Annotated in this window: 15 protein-coding genes and 2 pseudogenes; 7 read left to right on the forward strand and 10 right to left on the reverse strand. The window is 40.4% G+C overall.

Annotated features, from left to right (window positions below):
* Positions 1-486 precede the first annotated feature (486 nt).
* Positions 487-1,491 (forward strand): hypothetical protein, encoded by a 1,005-nt coding sequence (locus RRG12_RS28070; RefSeq protein ID WP_420761440.1) that lies wholly within the window; start codon positions 487-489, stop codon positions 1,489-1,491.
* An 81-nt stretch (positions 1,492-1,572) separates the two neighbouring features.
* Here the strand turns inward: RRG12_RS28070 and RRG12_RS28075 are convergent, their stop codons facing one another.
* From RRG12_RS28075 to RRG12_RS28090, 4 genes and pseudogenes are all read right to left on the reverse strand, one after another.
* Entirely contained in the window at positions 1,573-1,779 is a 207-nt protein-coding gene (locus tag RRG12_RS28075) for a phycobilisome linker polypeptide (protein ID WP_012411143.1), read from the reverse strand.
* A gap of 222 nt (positions 1,780-2,001) precedes the next feature.
* Entirely contained in the window at positions 2,002-2,490 is a 489-nt protein-coding gene (apcB, locus tag RRG12_RS28080) for an allophycocyanin subunit beta (RefSeq protein WP_069068902.1), read from the reverse strand.
* A 65-nt stretch (positions 2,491-2,555) separates the two neighbouring features.
* A complete protein-coding gene (gene apcA / locus RRG12_RS28085; protein ID WP_069068903.1) occupies positions 2,556-3,044 on the reverse strand; it encodes an allophycocyanin subunit alpha in 489 nt (162 codons plus the stop codon).
* Between the two features lie 438 nt (positions 3,045-3,482).
* Positions 3,483-6,743: pseudogene (locus RRG12_RS28090) on the reverse strand (phycobilisome rod-core linker polypeptide); the annotation flags it as partial.
* 543 nt (positions 6,744-7,286) lie between these two features.
* On the opposite strand from RRG12_RS28090, the gene RRG12_RS28095 reads away from it, so the two are divergent.
* Positions 7,287-7,817 (forward strand): hypothetical protein, encoded by a 531-nt coding sequence (locus RRG12_RS28095; protein ID WP_420761441.1) that lies wholly within the window; start codon positions 7,287-7,289, stop codon positions 7,815-7,817.
* 323 nt (positions 7,818-8,140) lie between these two features.
* Here RRG12_RS28095 and RRG12_RS28100 read toward each other — a convergent pair.
* Positions 8,141-8,248, reverse strand: a pseudogene (locus tag RRG12_RS28100) (IS4 family transposase); the annotation flags it as partial.
* Positions 8,249-8,359: 111 nt separating this feature from the next.
* Between RRG12_RS28100 and RRG12_RS28105 the strand changes: the two are divergent.
* A complete protein-coding gene (locus tag RRG12_RS28105; protein WP_420761442.1) occupies positions 8,360-8,659 on the forward strand; it encodes a hypothetical protein in 300 nt (99 codons plus the stop codon).
* Positions 8,656-8,913 (forward strand): hypothetical protein, encoded by a 258-nt coding sequence (locus RRG12_RS28110; RefSeq protein ID WP_420761443.1) that lies wholly within the window; start codon positions 8,656-8,658, stop codon positions 8,911-8,913. The genes RRG12_RS28105 and RRG12_RS28110 overlap by 4 nt, the downstream gene beginning before the upstream one ends.
* 10 nt (positions 8,914-8,923) lie before the next feature.
* Here RRG12_RS28110 and RRG12_RS28115 read toward each other — a convergent pair whose 3' ends face one another.
* Entirely contained in the window at positions 8,924-9,520 is a 597-nt protein-coding gene (locus RRG12_RS28115; protein WP_069068909.1) for a glyoxalase-like domain protein, read from the reverse strand.
* 196 nt (positions 9,521-9,716) lie between these two features.
* On the opposite strand from RRG12_RS28115, the gene RRG12_RS28120 reads away from it, so the two are divergent.
* Both RRG12_RS28120 and RRG12_RS28125 read left to right on the forward strand, forming a co-directional pair.
* Positions 9,717-10,346, forward strand: a complete 630-nt coding sequence (locus tag RRG12_RS28120; protein WP_176726926.1) for a sigma-70 family RNA polymerase sigma factor — start codon at positions 9,717-9,719, stop codon at positions 10,344-10,346.
* 97 nt (positions 10,347-10,443) lie between these two features.
* Positions 10,444-11,526, forward strand: a complete 1,083-nt coding sequence (locus RRG12_RS28125; RefSeq protein ID WP_069068911.1) for a tetratricopeptide repeat protein — start codon at positions 10,444-10,446, stop codon at positions 11,524-11,526.
* A gap of 32 nt (positions 11,527-11,558) precedes the next feature.
* Here the strand turns inward: RRG12_RS28125 and RRG12_RS28130 are convergent, their stop codons facing one another.
* From RRG12_RS28130 to RRG12_RS28140, 3 genes are all read right to left on the reverse strand, one after another.
* Entirely contained in the window at positions 11,559-12,278 is a 720-nt protein-coding gene (locus RRG12_RS28130; protein WP_069068912.1) for a hypothetical protein, read from the reverse strand.
* Positions 12,279-12,718: 440 nt separating this feature from the next.
* Entirely contained in the window at positions 12,719-13,207 is a 489-nt protein-coding gene (locus RRG12_RS28135) for a DUF2267 domain-containing protein (RefSeq protein ID WP_181932452.1), read from the reverse strand.
* Positions 13,208-13,413: 206 nt separating this feature from the next.
* On the reverse strand, positions 13,414-14,898 hold the full coding sequence (locus RRG12_RS28140) for a sensor histidine kinase (protein ID WP_420761444.1): 1,485 nt from the start codon (positions 14,896-14,898) through the stop codon (positions 13,414-13,416).
* Positions 14,899-15,334: 436 nt separating this feature from the next.
* On the opposite strand from RRG12_RS28140, the gene RRG12_RS28145 reads away from it, so the two are divergent.
* Entirely contained in the window at positions 15,335-18,244 is a 2,910-nt protein-coding gene (locus tag RRG12_RS28145) for a hypothetical protein (protein ID WP_420761445.1), read from the forward strand.
* Between the two features lie 100 nt (positions 18,245-18,344).
* Here the strand turns inward: RRG12_RS28145 and RRG12_RS28150 are convergent, their stop codons facing one another.
* Positions 18,345-18,776, reverse strand: coding sequence for a hypothetical protein (locus tag RRG12_RS28150; protein ID WP_420761446.1), 432 nt, complete (start codon positions 18,774-18,776; stop codon positions 18,345-18,347).
* Between the last annotated feature and the right edge of the window lie 692 nt (positions 18,777-19,468).

Consider the following 19,468-nt stretch of genomic DNA (forward strand, 5'->3'; position numbering starts at 1 on the left):
TATACTCAAGTTAGACTTGTCTTGTTCAATTTAGTTTGGCACAACTGAAATAATTGATGTATATGTTTTAACAAATAATATGTTTTTCTGAGAATGTTGATTTTACTGCTTTTAGTTTTTTATGATCTTTTTGTTTAAAACCTATTGTTTTTCAAGGAAAAATCATCCTGAAGATTATTAACTTATTATTTTCTTTAAATATAAGCAGTTAACTTAGATTTAACTTCATGAACTTGAATTATTACTTAGCTAATAGCAGCTTCATATATAAAAACTTGTTTTTTGAAGCTCTAACTTCATCTTGGCTTTACTAATAAATTTAAAATTAATGATTTTAATTTAGATAATTAATAAAAATAAAACAGTATATTTTACGAAGTATAAAGAGAAGAAGATTGTTAATTTGTAATAGTCAGATTCGTTTTCAAAACGAAATGCCTTTGGATACATGAGTTATTTAATCAATTTAGAATAACCTTGGAAAAAATGATGTTAGAAGAACTGTTAGCAGAATTACCAGTGCGCGATCGCTTACAATATGAGCGTGCGATCGCATTTTCTGAGCTTGGCGATCGCCTCTTTGATGAGCTTGCTGATAAAATTGCTACAAGACGACAGTACCGACTACTGTTTGAACACACATTAAAGCCTGAGTTATTCCAACAAATCCGAATTGCTGCTGCTGGTTATATTTCAGCGTGTCTGAATAGTCCCATCATTCTTTCGGAAGCTGAAATGCTTGAACGACTATTAGAAGCAAGAAGTACTTTGCCGAACTACACCGGCACTGGTCTTTTGATGCCCAAGCGAGAACATACTCTGGCATTTAACCTCTTTCAAAAAAGCGTCGCAGACGCTTTCTACCAACTAGGAGCGAATGACCTGATTGATGCAGTAGATTTACCAGTCAATCTCCGCATGGTCTACGGCAAGACTGACGCCAAGAAGTTGGGTTTGCCCTTCGCTAGCTCGAAGTGCCATAGCGATGTCTGGGCAGGTGTTGCAGCTGATGCAACTGTAGTGGTTCTCCCACTATTTGGCGACATCGATAATATCACCATCGAAGCAGGTGAAATGCCCCGCGAAATGGAACTACCGTCTATGCAGGTTATGTCAGACTTCGATGAAGGTCGGGATATTCCGATGGTTGTCTCCTACACAGAAGCACAACTAAAACACGGCACAATGTACTTTAATGATGCCCGTGGATTGCACCAAACAGTAAGAAGGAAAACTGAAGGTCTGAGAATTTCAGTAGATTTCCGATTCCGCAGGAAATTCAATGAAGCTTACCGGGCAATGGTAACACCTAGTATTGGTGGGATTGAAGAAGATATGAGTGTACCTTATGAAGACTGGCTGAAAGTTGGGAAAGAAACGCTAATTGTGTTTGATGAAACTGTTGAACAAGCTAATAATAGACAAAATCCTGACGCTCCAGTTCCACTTTACACTCGTGGGTATCGCCTTTTAAATATGTTTGACTTTTGATTTGCAAAAATCCGAGCTATAAAAAAGAGGTCTTTATCGACCTCTTACCAATTCCCTAAAATAATTTTTTATCTACAGTAATTATGACAAGCCAGTATTAGCACCTTGCTTACCAGTTGCCAATTCCACCTTGATGATTTTGCCACCTGCTTTTTGAATACGTTGTTGTTCACGGAACCAGTTCTCATAAGGAACTAGCTTAGTGAAGTATGTATTTTGCAGTTCGCGTTGGGTACGAATTCGGGTTTGGCTGGGAACTAGAGCAGTAATTTTAAACAAACGGGACATATTTTGAAAATCTCCTGTATACCTTGTGAAAACTTTTTTATCTCAAAATCTTGAGTGCAAATCTTTTAATCATTCAAAGGCTGGAAATCAAACATCAATACTAGACCACCAACACTCATCACTGATAATTTACCAAGATAAGCAATATAACGTTCTAGCACTCACGGCTGATTTCCAGACCTTAATAAAGCCGCACCTAAATTCTTAAGCGCAAACTAGTTCTTAGCTTAAGCCAGAGGAGATATAGTCTAAGTAAACGCCCATTTCCTTACCAGCATCAGAACCAACCAAGCTAGCGGTTACTTCCTTGATTGCTTGGATAGCTTGTACAGTAGCACCGACGGGAACTCCTAAAGAGTTGTAGGTTTCCTTCAAGCCATTGAGCACACGCTCATCTAGGATGGAAGGATCTCCAGCCAACATAGCGTAGGTAGCATAGCGGAGGTAATAGTCCAAATCACGGATGCAAGCAGCATAGCGGCGGGTGGTGTACATATTGCCGCCGGGACGGGTGATGTCAGAGTATAGCAAAGATTTTGCTACAGCTTCTTTGACGATCGCAGCAGCGTTAGCGCTGATGGTGCTAGCAGCACGTACCCGCAGTTCGCCAGTGGCGAAGTAGCCTTTTAGCTTCTCTAAAGCAGAAGAGTCTAGATATTTACCTTGAACGTCTGCGGAGTTAATGACAGCGGTAATTGCGTCTTGAGCCATGTTGTTAATTCCTTATTTCCAACCGTATTGCAATACTTCTGTTTAAGTAGGTAAACAGCTTTACCCTATCCTAGAAGGGCGCCAACTAGGTAGTCGAAGTAGCCACTAGCTTCACTAGCGTCATCACCAGAGAGCAATGTCGAAGCTCCATTCTTCAGCCCACGGATACCTTCAGCAACACCATCGATAGGAGTTCCCAAGGACTTGTATAGTTCACGAGCACCGATAACACCAATTTCTTCGATGGGGGTGACATCACCAGCAACAATACCGTAGGTAATGAGGCGGAGGTAATAATCTAGGTCACGCAGACAAGTCGCAGTCAATTCTTGACCGTAAGCGTTACCACCAGGAGACACAACATCAGGACGCTTTTGGAACAGTTGATCGCCAGCTTGCTTAACAAGACGTTCGCGATTTTCTGTCAAAACTTGAGCAATCCGCACGCGGCGCTCACCACTTGCAACAAATGACTTGATCCGATCTAACTCACCAGGGCTGAGGTAGCGGGCTTCTGCATCAGCATTCACGATAGCTTTCGTGACGATACTCATTAATGGATTCCTCCAATACGAATGAAACCAGGATTTGATTAAACTGGTGCGACTTTGAGTTGGTTTACTGAGTTTATTTCTCGTTCTTTTAGACACAACAGTTTTACAACTGCTACCGCTAATAAATCACGAGTTTGCTTGGGTCAACATAAGTACACAAGCTTTTAAACTCAGTTACCTTCCGCAAAACATTTTCCGGCATTCTGTTGAGCATTTATGACTGCTCTTAATACTTTGTAATATTGCTTTTCAGAATTTACTGTTTTAGGCGCAATCTGAGAGCATTATTACGGAAGGTTACGAAGGTTACAGGGGACAGGTTACGAAGGTTACAGGGGACAGGTTACAGGGGACAGGAAATAATCTGTACCCCATTCCCTATTCCCCATTCCCCATTCCCTATTCCCTATTCCCTATTCCCTATTCCCTATTCCCTATTGGGAAGCGGTTGTAAGGCACAACATCTTCACCGAAGTAGCGGCTATATTCTGGACTTTCGACTATTGCTTCTACAACAGATGACAAACCGCTATCGGCTAGCAGGTTGTTGTACTGGCTAATTTCTTCCTGAGTTGCGGGTGTACGCCCCAACAGATGACGGAAGAGGAACTCAATCACCTTGGCATTAGGGTAAGGCGATAAGAAGCGCTGGCGATAGATTTGGGAACTGGCTAGTTCACGTACAAACTCGCGGACGGAAATTTCCCCATTCTGGAGTTTGCTATCTAGGTCAGTACGGCGGAAATTATCAGGCACTTCACCGCTAAATACATCCAACACCTGACAGTAAATGGCGTTGATTGCCTGTTGTTTTTCAACTTGGTTAGTGCTTTCCGTTAGACGGTAAATGCGTGCATGTTTACGCACTCCCTGTTCCACGGATTGCCCACTACCATCATTGTAAGAACGACCTAATTCAGCAAATGATGGCTTACCATTTGTTTTGGCTGCTATCTCTGCGATCGCCTGTGTCAATAGCGGTGTATCGTTACTAACTCCGACGCGGGCTTGCACTGGCTTAAAGCTAGGTACAACCACGTCATCGTTTTGCTTGGTAAGTTGGTTGTAAAGCTTCTCCGTATTCGGGAAGTTTGCCGCCGGGAGGGTCGGGAAGCGACGGTAAGGCACCGTATCTTCACCAAATACCTGGTTATATTCCACACTATCTACCAAAGCACCAATAAAGGCACGAATACCTTGAGTAGCCAAAATCTGGTTATACTTGCGGATTTCTGCTTGGTCTAGTGGCGCACGTCCCAAGAAGTGTTTGGTTCCCAACTCAATCACTTTGGTGTTGGGGTAGGGTGTGTAGAACTCTTTCAGGTAGAGGTTAGAGTAACCCAAACCTTCAATAAATTCCTTCACGCTGATTTCGCCATTCCCCAGCTTGCTTTCCCATTTGGTAAATTCGTTTTTGGCGATGTAGGGTGCAATATCCCGCTCAAAAATCTGACGATAGGCAGCACTAATCAAAGTTTTGACTGCAACTTTGTCACTGGTATTGGCCACCAGCTTGAAGATTTTGGTCTGTTCCCGTTGCTTGCTGACACCTTGGTTAATGCGGAACTGAATATCTGGTTCTGACCGTTGTTCTGTGACTGTACCTAATGTCACAAAGCTTGGTGTTACTTCTTTCTGGACTTTGGCGGCAATATCCTCACGAATGCTACCAACGCGTAATTGTCGCCCTGATACACCACCAGGAGTCAGATACCGTTCGTAAGGAATTGTATCTTCACCAAATGCTTCGCTGTATTCTACGCTGTTAATGATGGCGTCAACCACCGCGTAAAAGCCCTGTTTAGCAGCGATGTCAAAGTACTTGTTGATTTCTTGACGACCGTAGGTCGGACGACCCAACAAGCGGCGGTGAATATACTCGATCGCTTTACAAACATAGAGCGATGACCAGTACAGATTGCGGAATACATCCGACTTAGCCAAACCACGGATAAACTCCCGCACAGAGATGTCGCCGTTTTCCAGCTTGATTTCCAATACCTTCGGGCGCTGACCTTCGTAGAGATCACGACCGAAAACTTGCAGGTAAGCAGCTTTAATCACTGCTTGCGTGGAGCTTTCGGAGAATCTGACGCTAGAATTTTTGGCAGCCTTTTTACCTCTAGTACCAGGTAGTTGGTCTAACTTGAACACCTTGGGACCAAGAGTACCAGGAGCTTCACCCCGCGCTCTGGGATTACTATTTTGGTTATTAATCCCTGCCCCTTGGTGAATCAGGATGCGTTTGGTATCCTTGCTAAAAGGAGCCGGACTGGTACTGGGGTTGCGAGTTTCTTTGGGGAAAATCGCCCCAAACTGAATTTCCAAGGGGTCGTTACCAGAACCGTAGGGATGTTGATCTGGTAGCGGTTGCTCGTAAGCTGCAAATGTGGTGATGAACTGAGGTATCTTGCGGAAAGGCGCACTGTAGTTAAACAGGTCTTGCTGCGGCCCCCAGTTGCGACATTCTTGTGCTTCTTGACCCAGACCCCGGAGGTAGGGTACTGTTTCTTCCCCAAAATAGTCGCTGTATTCAGCGGAATCTACTAAGGCATCTACTATGGCTGCCAGACCACCGTTAGAAATAATCGAGAAGTATTTTTGTACTTCTTCACGGCTACTTGGCCCCCGTCCTAGAATGTGACGGAAAGCTAGTTCGATGACTCGGCTGTTAATAAAAGGCTGGTAAAACTGTTTTTGGTAAAGGGGAGATTTAGCTAAACGACGGACAAACTCTTTCACGGAGATGTCGCCATTTTTCACCTTGGATTCTAGGTCAGATATGGACAAGCTATAAGCACGGGTAATGTCGCGCTCAAAGATTTGCCGATATGCGGCCTTGATTACCTCATTTTTTTCGCTACTTGATAACCCAGTTTTCATTACAAACTTGGGACGCCGTTCTGCTGCATTAAAGTAAATTTGCGGCAGTTGCAACCCCTGTTGGTCGCTAGAGGGGCGTTGGCGAAGTTTATTTGAAGGTGTGGCTGCTTTGAATTCTGTTAACAAAACATCCATGTACTGAGACACAATTGCTGTAGCCTCAGCATCGTTGCGGAAAAACGAAAGTGATCCGGCTTTGATTTCCTGCAAAGCTACTAGCGTTGCTTCACCAGAGCAGGCATTTTCAATTATTTCCCGTAAACCCCGTGTATTCACCGCTATGATGTTGGGGTCGCCAGCAACGATCGCATAAGTAGCGTAGCGCAAGAACCAGGATAAATCCCGCAAGCTCTTGGCCATGTTGCTTGGCCCATAACGAGCAATATTAATTGGTCTGAAACCTGCGGGTGTTGGGCCGCTAGGGGATGAGTTAAAAATTGAGCGTAAATTTTCTAGGAACCCACCACGACTTTCAACGTAGGTTACAGTTCCCAGTTGCATCCCTTGTTGAACATTAGCACCACCACCAGCAGTTACTAATTCTGCTTCTCTGGGCTTTTCTAAAAAAGCCATTGGCGAACCACCGACAAAAATTCGGTTGGCAGCGCGAGATACGATAATCTCAGCATTTTCCGTCAACGTCTGGGAAATTTCTAGACGCTTTGCACCAGATGCAAAATAGCTTGCTAGTTCATTCAATTCACCATTTCCCAAGAAACGGTCTTGCTGCTCCGCTTGGGTAATTGTAGCTACTGCTAGGGTTTGATATAGTTGCGGACGCGCAACTGAGCTTCCACCACTCGCCTTAACACTCATCGGATTTGTAAAACTCCCATCATAAGCGTTTATGTGTTACGTCTGGATTGTTTTGAGGCTTGACACATCGGTGTGTCTATGCTTTATGAGCTGAGAGTGTTGCCTACAAAACTGCCAGTAAATTAACCCAATTAGCTTTTAGATTAGAACGTTTTGCGTTCTCAAGGCGGGTTTATTAAGAAGTGTGTAGAACCTGTATCTTAAATGCCTCTAGTCTTAAAAGTGCATACCCCAATTTGCCTGAGATCAAGTCTAAGTTTTGTAACTAAGTAGTAGGCTGGGAACTGTTGACCGATTTCTTTTTTATTTAAACGCAGATGCGCTTCTCTACGAGACGCTACGCGAACGCGTTCCGGCAGGGTAGGAACGCTACAAATTAATGAAATATTGTACTTAGTTACTGGACAGTAGTTATTATTCGATGTTAGGTTGTTTTTGCTACTGGGAAACTCATATTTACAACTGACACCACACTGGAAGTAATTCTTAATTTATGGCGGTTACATCTGCAAATACTCAGTCTTGAACTACAGGGATAATACTATGCATAAAAGTTCTAAATTTAACTATTTATTCCATGTTACCTTAACTGCGATCGCAATTATTTTAGCTGTCACTCCGGCAAATGCGCTTCCAGGGCAAAATATCAGCACCGTTGTTAAGTGGGCAAAAACCAGACCTCAACTACCAACTTTGAGATATAACAGCGAAGCCCACGGCTACGATGGTACAAAGGGAAATTTATATTTTTATGCTGATGTAACTTCTCAAAATGGAACAGTAACTAAAGAAGGCATAACTGTTAGTGGTGATAAACGCCTCAAATTCACCACAAAAAATGCTAATGCGGTGAAACTGTTACAGAATATTTATAATTCTAATATTGCCAATGACTTCCAGAAGTCTCGGTATGTCAGCAAAGTTGGGCGTGACCAGTATTATCGCGGACAAAAATTTGCTTACATTGCTGCTGAGGTACAAGGTGGGTCTGCATTGCAGATAATTTCCTTGAATAAGTTGCAAGAGTTTATAGATAATGCCAAGTATTGCCAAACAAATCAGTGCGACATTTAACTAATTCGTAATTCGTGATTTTTGAGTTTACTTTTTCTTCTCTACAAGACGCTACGTGTAGCTTGCTTCTTCAAAGGGGGTACGTCTATACCTGGCGTTTTTTTAGTCGGGGTCTAAATTTACTGTTTTAATAATTTTTAATTACTAATTATGAATTATTTTAATTAATCTTGTAGCCCTAACTCACAGCGTAAATTAAACTCTGATTGGTTGTAAATCATTGGAGCGATCGCAAAAGACAAGATGATAAAAATCAGAAATGTTGAATGCTAATACAAAACTTTACATAGATAGTTACACTAACTCTAAAAAGCCTAAATTAGTCAACATAACATCATCTCCTCAAACCAATGAACATAACTGATTTTCTGACACATACAAGATTGAAGATAGCGGAATTTATCTAATAGTGTATGTCCCCATTGTGTGGGAGTATATTGGCAACGCCAAAAAGGTGACAAAGCACAAAATTTGGAGTTAGCAATTGATTGCAAAAAGCGCTGCAAATTGCTACACGTCTTACTATGTCTCAAGAGTGGACTATGGTTCAAATAAACTTGGCTGCCATTTACAGCGATCGCATCAAAGGAAATCGCCAAAATAATTTAGAAGCAGCACTTCATCATTTCACAGCCGCTTTCAAAATCTACACGAAAAGAGATTTTCCTCAAAACTGGGCTACTCTGCAAAATAACCTTGGACTTCTTTACGGCAAATTAGGGCTTCATGACAAACAGATTCAATCCTTGAAAGCTTCTTTGGAAGTATGTACCCGCAAAGCCTTTCCCCCAGATTGGGCAAGTACTAAATATAATCTCGGTCTTGGCTATCAAAAACTTTGACAGAAAAAGCCTTTGAATACTCCGAATCGCGTTCTAAACTTCTTGTAGACTTAATGGCAAGCTACAACCTCTCTCAAGGCGAAGAAATCCCCCCAAAAGTCCAAGAATTATTGCAGCAGTATGAAGAACTGCAACCGCAAATTGACCAAGAACGCCAAAGCCATAAATCTGAAATCCTAAATCTAAAAATAAATATTGGGTTTAGCGATACCTACGGCGGTAAGCTACGCCAAACCCAACCTCAAATAATCTAAAACCTCAGAACTAATTTGCTACTTCAGCCACCTCAATCACTCGCCCTTCATAGTCTTTGACCAAAAAATTCAGGGGCTTATGGTTGCGAATCTTCAATTTCAAACCGCGCATTTCAACTCGCATTAAAATCATTTCTAGGCAGTCATGGTCAAAACAAACGTGGCGTTGCTGATTTTTGCTACCTAAACTTGCGCCAGTAATGACGTGTAACTGGGTGTTTTTCTTCAATTGATACCACAGCCCATCATTGGCGTTATTCATCATTTTGCTAGACAAGCTCGGCCCAGTAGACATATATAGTGGATCAATGCCAGTTGCACCGATAGTTTGTTCGTAGTTGTAGTAGTAGTGCAATGGCACTTCTGCTGCTGGCAAATCTAGCAGCCCTTCATACAATTGTCGAGCAATCTCCAAATCTGACACCATTACAGTGTGTACTTTTGGGGCACTGGTGAGAAACATCCACATGGCACCAGCGTAAGCTGCTAGCAGCATCACCATAATGCCTTGGGTGGAGAATAGGCTATCTAAAGGCAGGGAAGGCAGAAAGGAGCCTAATGTAAGGGGACTGACTAGGAACGATACCACACTAACTGCTATAACCATGAACAAATAAGGATTCTATAAGGGAGTTGATTTTATGATTATCGATTAAGACTAAAATTAAGTCCTTGTTTCTAGTTTATCAATACTCAAGTAGTCTGAGTCTCATCTACAAACTGAGCAACACCAAGATATTATGCGATTAACCAGGGGAGTGCAATTCCCAAAACTATTTTAACAACTATCAATCGCAAGGCTTATGCAAATTCCTCATTTTACGGAAGCTAATCACCCACTGGTGAAATCGCTGTTCCATCACAGTGACCATGAATTACTGACTCTGTTTCAGCGCTATCCAGATGCCGGAAAGTATTTTACGGTGATTTTTTGCCGCTATAGCCCTATAGTTTATACCTTAATTCGGCATTCGGCGCGATCGCCTGTGCAGGCAGATTATTTGTTTGCCCTCACCTGGCGGCATATCTACTATGAACTCGGTGGACTAAATTTAAGCGACTCTGAATCGGGCGGGGAAGCTTTAACTATGCAAAATTGGTTAATTAATATGACAGCTTTCTGTATTAACGAGATTAAACTCCCACCTACAGAAGCAATTCATTATTCTCTCCAAGCGACTTCGCCACCACTATGGTGCTATGTACAACAGGCGTTAGACCAACTACCACCAGTTTTGCGATTAATTGTGTTAATGTCTCAAACTTTCCACTGGAGCGAAACTAGAATTGCTGCTTATTTACAAGCAGAAGGAGAAGCGATCGCTCCTAATGAAGTAGCCAATTTTCTCCAGGAAGGCTATCGTATGCTAGAGGACAAATTACCCGCAGATATCCGCGCCATATACTTTGGGGAAGATTTAGACGAATCATAACTCAAGTGTAAATACGTATATTGTTTGTCTTCAATTTAAAACTTAAAACTTCTTCTTAGACCTTCTACTTAAACCCGCAACTTTACGGGTAATTTTTATGAAACAACGGCTTGTATTTCCGAGGCAAAAGGTAGGCTTAATTTGTGTAGGTGCGATTTCTCGTCCCCAGGTACTTTTACACAGCTTTTTACTGTTTACTTTTTTATTGAGTCCGATGGCGGCGGGTGCGGTTGATATTACGCAACAACTCCACCGCCCTTTAAATAGTTCCGTTGGACGACAATCAAGAGATGAAGCAGATAGTTTGCTGCGTATCGGTGAGCAACAATATGCTTCGGGATATGCGGATAAAACAATTGCGTCTTCCTTGCGGGCACTAGAACTATATCATTCAATTGGCGATCTGAAAGCACAAGGTCTGACTTACAATTTGCTTGCTAAGGCTTATGTCCAGCTAGGTAGTTTAAAAGAAGCAGAAGATGCTTTAAGACGAGGATTAGCGATCGCTCGTGATACTAAAGACTTTCAAAGTCAAATTTTTGTGCTAAATAATATCAGCACATTTCTGCTGCAACAAGGAGAATTTGCTGCTGCTGGTAAAACTGTGGAAGACGCACTCGCAATTGCTCACAATGTCAAAAATATTGAAGGTGAAGGACTATCTTTGAGCAATTTGGGTTTGGTAACTGCTAGGTTGGGAGATTACAACAAAGCGATTAAACTGTACGAAAATGCTTTAATTTTCCGCCGTCAGACTGGCGATGCGATCGGTGAAGCAAATACCTTGAATAATTTAGGAGATGCTTACCTAGCATCTGGAAATTATCAGGATACCATTGCCACTTATGGGGCAGCAATGCGGATAGCTAAAACTAACCGCGATCGCACCAATGAATTACGAGCAATTGATGGTTTAGTTACGGCTCACACTGCTGTCGGACGCTATGAACGCGCCTTTGACTTACTAGAGCAACGTTTAGCACTCGCTAAAGAATTGCGAAATTTGCGAGAAGAATTAAAATCTTTTGAATCTTACGCTCAGTTATACAAGCAACAAGGTAATTTCGTAACTGCCCGCAATTTTTACGAAAGGGCGATTATACTGGCGCGGACATTGGAAGATAGCAAACAAGAAGTGCAATTGCTAGATCAGCTAACTAAAATGCTTCAACGCAAGTAGGAGTTAGTAACTTCTAACTCCTCACTCCTTGATTAATTCAAGTACACTGAACCGTTGGCTTCAATTCTCATAGCACTTCTTCCCTGTGCTGCATTTGTCGCTTCGTTAAATGTCACTTCTAGGCTTCCTGGCTCTGAGGAAGCTTGGGGAGTAACTATCAACTGTCCCCCATCTTCCCGTTCAAATGTCACTGTTACTGGTGCGCTTAAACCTTGCAATATTACATCTGACTTCCCTTGTAGCGATCGCGGTGCTGTATCGCCAATCACTTGGAAAGTTACATTAGCCGCAGTATCATTTACCAACCTGATATTAACTGTACCATTTGCTAGTGCGATCGTCGCGCTAGGGGCTTGCCGTGGTTGTTGTGCTGCTGGTTGATCATTTGGAACCGCGCCTGTTGAGGGTTGTTGAGTTTGAACTCCGGGGGCTTGACCTGGTAACATAACACCTGATTCTGGAGTTTCACCACCGACACCCAATCTTGTTTGATCTTGTGATGGGGTAGCAGGGACGGGAAGAAGCCCTTGAGCAGCAAGTCTTTGTGTTAGAGCGTTGGGAGGACAACCTTGTGGCACGACAACGCGAGTGTTGTGTGGTTCTTCGTAGAAAATTCTAGGACAAGGGTTAACTTTGGGAGTAGATTCTTGTGCTATTGCTTGAGGAATTGCTGGCAGACTAATCAGTAATCCTCCACAAATAGCGCCAAATAACTCAGCCGACTTGCGAAACTTTTGAAATTGCATATTCATTATTGACTCCTAGAAAAAGTTAGATTTTCTTTATTTAAAAATTTAAAACAGTACATTCAATATGGTTTAAACTTTCGATGTACGCACACAATACTACCAATTAACTTTCTTTTTTGTATCTAACCAGAGACTAGAAAATAATCTAAAATTAGACATAACTATTTCATTCCCAAGGCTTGAAAAGCTAAATCATTAGTGAGAAATCTCAAAAATATAGCGGCTCTCAATTGTATGGAATACAGACCTAAACCCCAGCCACTTCCCTTCTAGCATTGGAGTAATATTCAAAGCCTCTCTTCTAAAAGGAGAGAGGTTTGGAGAGAGGTCAAAATGTATTACATACTAACGATAACCGCTATAACAAAAAAAAGATGAGTTATAAATTTATAATAATTCATAACTCATGACCCAAGAATCTTAGGTAGAATAGTTTAATAGATTTAAGCTTCTTCCCAAAGCTGACGGACTTTATCAGGTAGCCAGCTAGCGATTTCCTGAATTCGTTCTGGTGATAATTCGTCTTTAGTAGCAGAAAACACAGCTTTAACTACCTGTTCGCGTTCTACATTTGGTGGCATTCCACCTTCATTTGCTACCCGGAATAAGAAGCGATCGCTATTAATTTTAAAGATACCGGGGCCTTGCCAAGGTGGACGCACCCGACTTAAAAATCCGACAATTGGATTTGTATCGTGCCATAGGTCTGCAATATCCATTTGCAGAGATTTGTCATCGGTTATTTCGGCCGGTTTTTGCAGTTCACCTTCAACTCGATCAGCTGCTTCTGTAGTCATCAGGTCGCGCATCACCCGAAACACTACTTCGGTGATGTCCCTAGCATCGTAAATGTCTGGCAAACCACTTTGAGCTTTGACTTTTTCCAAAAATGGTATATCTTTTTCTTTTATATCGCTGGAAGAAGTTGCCATTTAAACCCCCAAAATATTATTCATAGATGCATATTTGCCAAAATAAAGTAGCAGTATGTATAACTACCCCAGCAGAGAATGAGGAGTAGAAATATCAAACTGTAGCAATTAAATAAATGGCTAAATATTGCAACTGTTGTTATGTACAGTAATAAATTTATTTACTTTTCTACATCTATCACAGGAAACAGAAATTTCTGATCAAATTAAGACTCAAGAGTTATTGGTAAAGTGATAGTAAACGTAGTGCCAATGCCTTGGGTACTTTCAACTTGAATATGACCCTGATGATGTTCGACAATAGCTTGAGCGATCGCTAATCCCAATCCTGAACCAGTAGCGCTGGCTGTAGCTGTATTCCCAGTCCTATGAGTCCGTGCCGGATCTACCCGATAAAAGCGGTCAAACAAACGTGGTAGTGCTTCTGCTGGAATTCCAACTCCGGTATCCTTGACTTTAACTTGCAACTGAGCAGTAGTATAACGTAATCCAGAAACGCGATTTATTCCCTCCATCCGCGCCAATTCCACTTTTACCTGTCCACCAGCTGGAGTGTAATGCAAGGCATTAGCAATTAAATTTGTGAACAGCCGCACCAGTTGATCCCAATTGCCCACAAGGGTAAACCAATTTTCCAGTAATTCCGGGCTAATTTCCGAGGCGGGAGGATCAACTAATTCTAGAGAAAGGTCAATTTCTTTTTCAGGGACTAACAATTGTTGTTCTTCAACAACCTCCATCAGCAAAGCGTCCAGCGGACAAGGTGAAAAAGTATCTTTGCTAATACCACTATCTTGACGTGCTAAGAAGAGTAAGTCATTGACTAACTTACCCAAACGCTGCGTTAACCGTTCCACAACCTTTAACTGTTGCCGATACTGCAAAGAAGTTGTCCCTTCTACCTCTGCTAAATCTAAGTCAGCAAGGGCAACTTGCACATTAGTTTGAATCAAAGTAATGGGACTTCTAAGTTCATGTGAAGCATCAGCAGTAAATTGTTTGAGGCGTTGGTAAGATTCACCTACAGGTTCCATCGCTTTACCCGAAAGAAACCAGCCACTTGCACCTACGGAAACCACCATTAACCCAATACCTAGCGCCAAATCAAAAATTAACTGGCGACTGGGTTTAGTGACTTCAAACCAGGGATGACTAACACGCAGATATCCTAATACTTGCCGTCCCACTTCTACCCGTTGGGTGATTTGCCGCAATAACAATGGGGAGTTGGGAGTGGAGAGTAGGGAGTTAAGAGTAGGGAGTTTATTATCTTCACCTTTTTCTTTCTCTCCCTTGACTACGCGCACAGTTTCACCAGTCCGGTTGGCATGAATGGGAATATCTAGGGGTTCGGATAGCGTTGACCAAAGTAATTCACCAGTCGGACTAAACCATTCTAGGTCGATGTGGTCATCTTCTACAGCGTCGGTATTGTCACGAAAACTAGCTTCTACATTAATGCGAACTTTCTCTGCATCAGTATTAATTGGCTCAAATATGAGCGTAGACGCACAACGGCTAGTTGTGATACAACGCTCCACTATTTCCACTACATGGTTAAGGGTGTCATCAATCCGCTCAATCAGCGTACTGCGGACGTATAAATAAACGCCACTGGCAAACAGTAGTAGTAATACAGCAGTAACAGCAGTGTACCAAATTGCAAGACGGCGGCGAGTAGCCTGAAACATATTTTTCATCCACTTTTTTGACTGAATATCTTCACATTACGTGTTTATACGGTTAAAAATTAGCTCACTTTTTTAGCTGTGGTGATTTTGCTGAGGTTTAATTTTTGCTCAAGAATTACACTCTTGTTGCAGTAAATCTGCTTAATCCTATTTTATTCTTTACATCCAGGATAAAAAATCGTTCTTCTTTGGTTATCTATATCGAAGTAAATGAAACGATTGTTGAATACATTCCACCAAAACAACAAAAACATCCAAGCTTGGAAAATTAAGTCATGACTTAATTTTATCTTGAGTAATTTATTTTGATAACTGAAACAACTATTAGCCAACTTTTATCATTTGAATTAAATTTGATTTTTGAATCTACCAAAGAGCATATCCTATTGTGGAAACCTGTAAAATTTCAACTCGAAGAATTCTAAGAATCTCACTCATGAGATTTAAAAAAAATCTAAAAGTAATTGTAACGTGCTTTTTGTCTTCAACAATTTTGTTCAAAGTAATCCTGGTTCAATTTTCTGCGTTTGCCTTAGAATATAACGAGCAGAATAGTGTTGCTTTGAAAGTAGAAAATAATGCAAATGTTATTGATAAAAGTTTATCGGACTCGAATACAACAGATAATTTACTAAGCCAAACGCTGTTAAAAAAAACTTTAAAAGATGCTAACTCTCGATTACAAAAAGCCAAAAAGTTACGCAGCTTTACCATAGCTGACGTTATCCCAATTGAAGAATATAAAATAGAGCCTCCCAAGCCACCTGAGCAAGAAGAAGAAACTCAGCCGGATACAATTAAACCGTCAACTTCAAATGAAAAAAAACCCTATACAACAACACAACAAATACTAATAGAAAAACTACGTCAAGCTAAAAAGCAACAACAAGCAAATCAGAAAAAAATAATTATTGATGCTCTAACAATTAGCGCTAATAGGTATCCGTGGATTATTAACCCTACAGATAACCTTACTATTAAACCTCAGTTATTTAAACCAAATGAAGACGAAAATTATATAGATACAGATTTAAATATTAGATTTTCTGGAGACAATCAGTTTATTGATAAATTTACCTATGCTAAATTTCCCAAAGAAGACCAGTTTTACTGGGTTCTCGATAACAATAGATTAGTCATTGAGACTAAAGGTACACAAGTAGGTATTCTTGCACAAGGTAGAGCTACTGAAACTTACAGTACCCAAAATATGACGTCAACTCAAGGATTTTGGGGATTACAATATCTTGCTAGTCTACCTGTTAATTTTGATGAATTAATCGGTGAAGCTGAAATTAATGATTTTTCTATAGTTTCTATAGCAGGAGAACTAGTTAATCCTGAAGGAATACCTGCTGGGAGAGTGATCATTAATAGTGGAATCAATCCTGAAGATCCTAATGTCACAGTTCTAGAAAATATTACACCAATTATTGGTAGTGGTTCTACCTTGAGTAATGACGGTGGCGGAGCTTTATTTGACTTATTAGATGCTAGTAATACACCTCGAATTATCCAAGCTTTTCCCACTACGAATTTAAAGCCTTTACTAGATGGGGGGAATGTTAAACTCCAACTAGGCGAAATTATTCCTGATTCTGTTCTAGAAGCAACTGGTATTTTATGGGGTAATATTTTGACCGGCGAGGGTTTTGGCTTTACTGCTCCCGTCTCTTCATTACCAGGTATTAAGATTACCCAAAGAGACAAATTTGATAATTTTGATTTATTGAATATAGCAGTTAATCCTTTCTTGACACCACTTGAGAGAGATTTGTCTTATTTAAATTCTTTATCTTGGGTATCTTTCGGCAAAAGAGATCCCATATTTGAAGTGTTATCTGAGACACAAAAAACTTCTAATTGGCACAGACTATATGTTAGCTACCCTCATAACCGCAGTATTATTCAATATGATCCAGAAAAAATTAGTGCTACTTATTCTAATATCTTTTCTAGCCCAGGAATATCTATTACAGCTAATTTCAGCGAATTCAGTATTGATGGGATACAAACAGCTAATTCTACTTTAGGATTGGCATTGGGTGGAATCTTTGAATTCATTAAAATAGATAATATTAACGAAAGTTTAGCAGAAGCGCGACAAAGCTTTAAAAATGGTGAAGGTTTTGTTCCCTTAAATACAAAGTCTACACCAGATCAAAGAAGACAAATTAACAACAGAATTAATCGGACTTTAGCCTATTCTAATGGAGCGACTAGTCTAGAACAGGTATCTGGAAATTTGACACTTCAGAGTAAAATTACTCCCAATGACTCTAGTATCTTGCAAATAAGAACAGGAAATCACAAGCGAGCAGTCCAATTTTTACAAAGAGATATTGAACTTTTAGATCCCGGTGATACATTCTTTTCAACCCTCAGACTTTCTAATGAAAGATTTGGCCCTCTAACTTTTATAGGAAATCAAATTCCTCTGACTAATACTGATATTAATCCTATTAACGAATCTACTGCTGCTGAAGTTATTTTAACTAACTCCGAAGGGAGACAATTTGTACAAAAGTTTAGTTCTGAAGATAACACTATAGTACCAATTCCAGTCAGGACATTTGATTTAGCATTCGATTATTTTGAACTCACCAGAGTTGATCTTATAGGGGTAAATTTTAACAGTTTTAATGGTTATCTATCTTTACCTTCAGTCGAATTATTAGCAGCAGGCTCTACTGGTAATTTAAATTATAGTGCTAGCTTGGGAACTTGGTTTAATATCAATGCCAACTCTGCGCCTGGAGTTTCTAATAATAATTTAGGTTTAGCAGAACCATCTGTTGGCATATATGCTAACGTTCTAGTTAACTATATTAAGACTCATGTCCAGTTAAACTCAGATAAAAAACCTGTAGCTATCAATACTCATGTACCATCATTAAAAATTGACTGGAATAGTGCATCGAATAGCAATAATCCTTTCTCTACTGTCTTAAGCTATTACTTTAATCATCAAGAAAGAAATCTAAGCTTTTCTTTAGCACCTGCTATAGCTTTTGTTGAAGAAAATAGTAATGGTGAGTTGCTAGGACTGTTTAGTGGTGACCTTAGTACTAGAACTGGTTTGAATATTAACACAAGTCTAGAGTTAGGGAAAAGTCTTTTCTATGAGTTACAGGGTTTACAAAAAGTCAGTACCAATTTATCTGTTGGTGCTTATATTAAAAATTATACTACAAGGAATTTGGGTTTAAATAGCCGATTATCTGGCTTAAACTATGGAGCTATTTTTAAATATAACTTTACCGATAATAATGTTTTTTTAGAATCTAAAATTGGTACGGGTGAAAATGGATTTGATTTACAAATTCAAGGTGGTTATCGATTTTGATAATATTAATTTATGTAATAACTGTAGGGCAAGCACTGCTACAAGCTTTAAAATAGAATTTTTTCGGCATCAGTAAGCAGTGCTCACTATACAAATCAGGCTAATCTAAAGCACCTGAGCTATTAACACCAGTGCCGGCTCGAATTATAGTTGTTATATCTTCAATTGAAACACTATTATTTAGCGAACTTGTTATTGGATCAATCAATGAGTTTGGGCTAGAGGGTGTATTAGTTTGAACTAACCCTGGGGTTATTGTCAGACTAGTGATAGTTTCATTATTTCCACCTGCTGTCCCTCCATAGGTAGGTGTAATTGTTATACCATTATCAAGGGATGAGCCGGAAGGTAAAATTAACTCGCCACTGACACCAAGAAAAGTACCAGAAGGTCTAATCAAACTAACAGCAGCACGAGCAGTGGCTTGTTGTGCATTTGCTGGTGCGGCTAAAAAACTTCCTGCACTCACTAAACCTAATAAGCAGATACTCCCTCGGAGAATGATAGATAATTTGTTAGATAAATTATTCATGATTTTATTTACTCCCTATGCTTTTCGCCTTAGGCTCGTTCCCAGATTTTGCTTGGGAATGCAGATTCAACCTCAACTAGTAAAAGTAAAGGCGTAATCTTTTCTTAATTCCTTTTGGCAGATAAAAATATATAACCCTTGCTGTGAGCATTTTGTTAAAAATGGACATTTTTAGGCTTCGTATTGTTACGTAAGTGTTCTATCCTTTTTTTGGTAAGTGTTTCAGGGTTTATATTGATATGACTAAAATTATGTAAAGGTATGATGAGGAGTTGCGGCAATCACTGACGCTTTGATTCTATGCTGAGGGGTTACAAAAAAATTTAATCTTTTTATACCAATACGCTTGGGTTAAGGGCGGCTGGCAAAAATTTTGGGTTTTCGAGACGCGATAAATCGCCGTCTCTACAAGTGTTTTGGTCTTATTTGGACTGTATTGCTTTGTATACGGCAAATTGCTACGCGTCGTATTCAATACAAATTAGGGGTACACAGCCCATTGGTGTCAACTTAAGCTAGAAATAGCTTTGCTGCGGGGTTCATAACCCGCCAGAGAATGAATTCTCTGGCTCATAGCTAAAGTCTACTGAAGTAGACTGAATATTTTTGGGGATATCTAGTCATCTTCAGATGACTTTCGCTATGATTCTTGGAACTGAAGTTCCTTGCGCGACATAGTTTTTGCGTTAAGT

The organism is Nostoc sp. CALU 546, assembly GCF_048836525.1.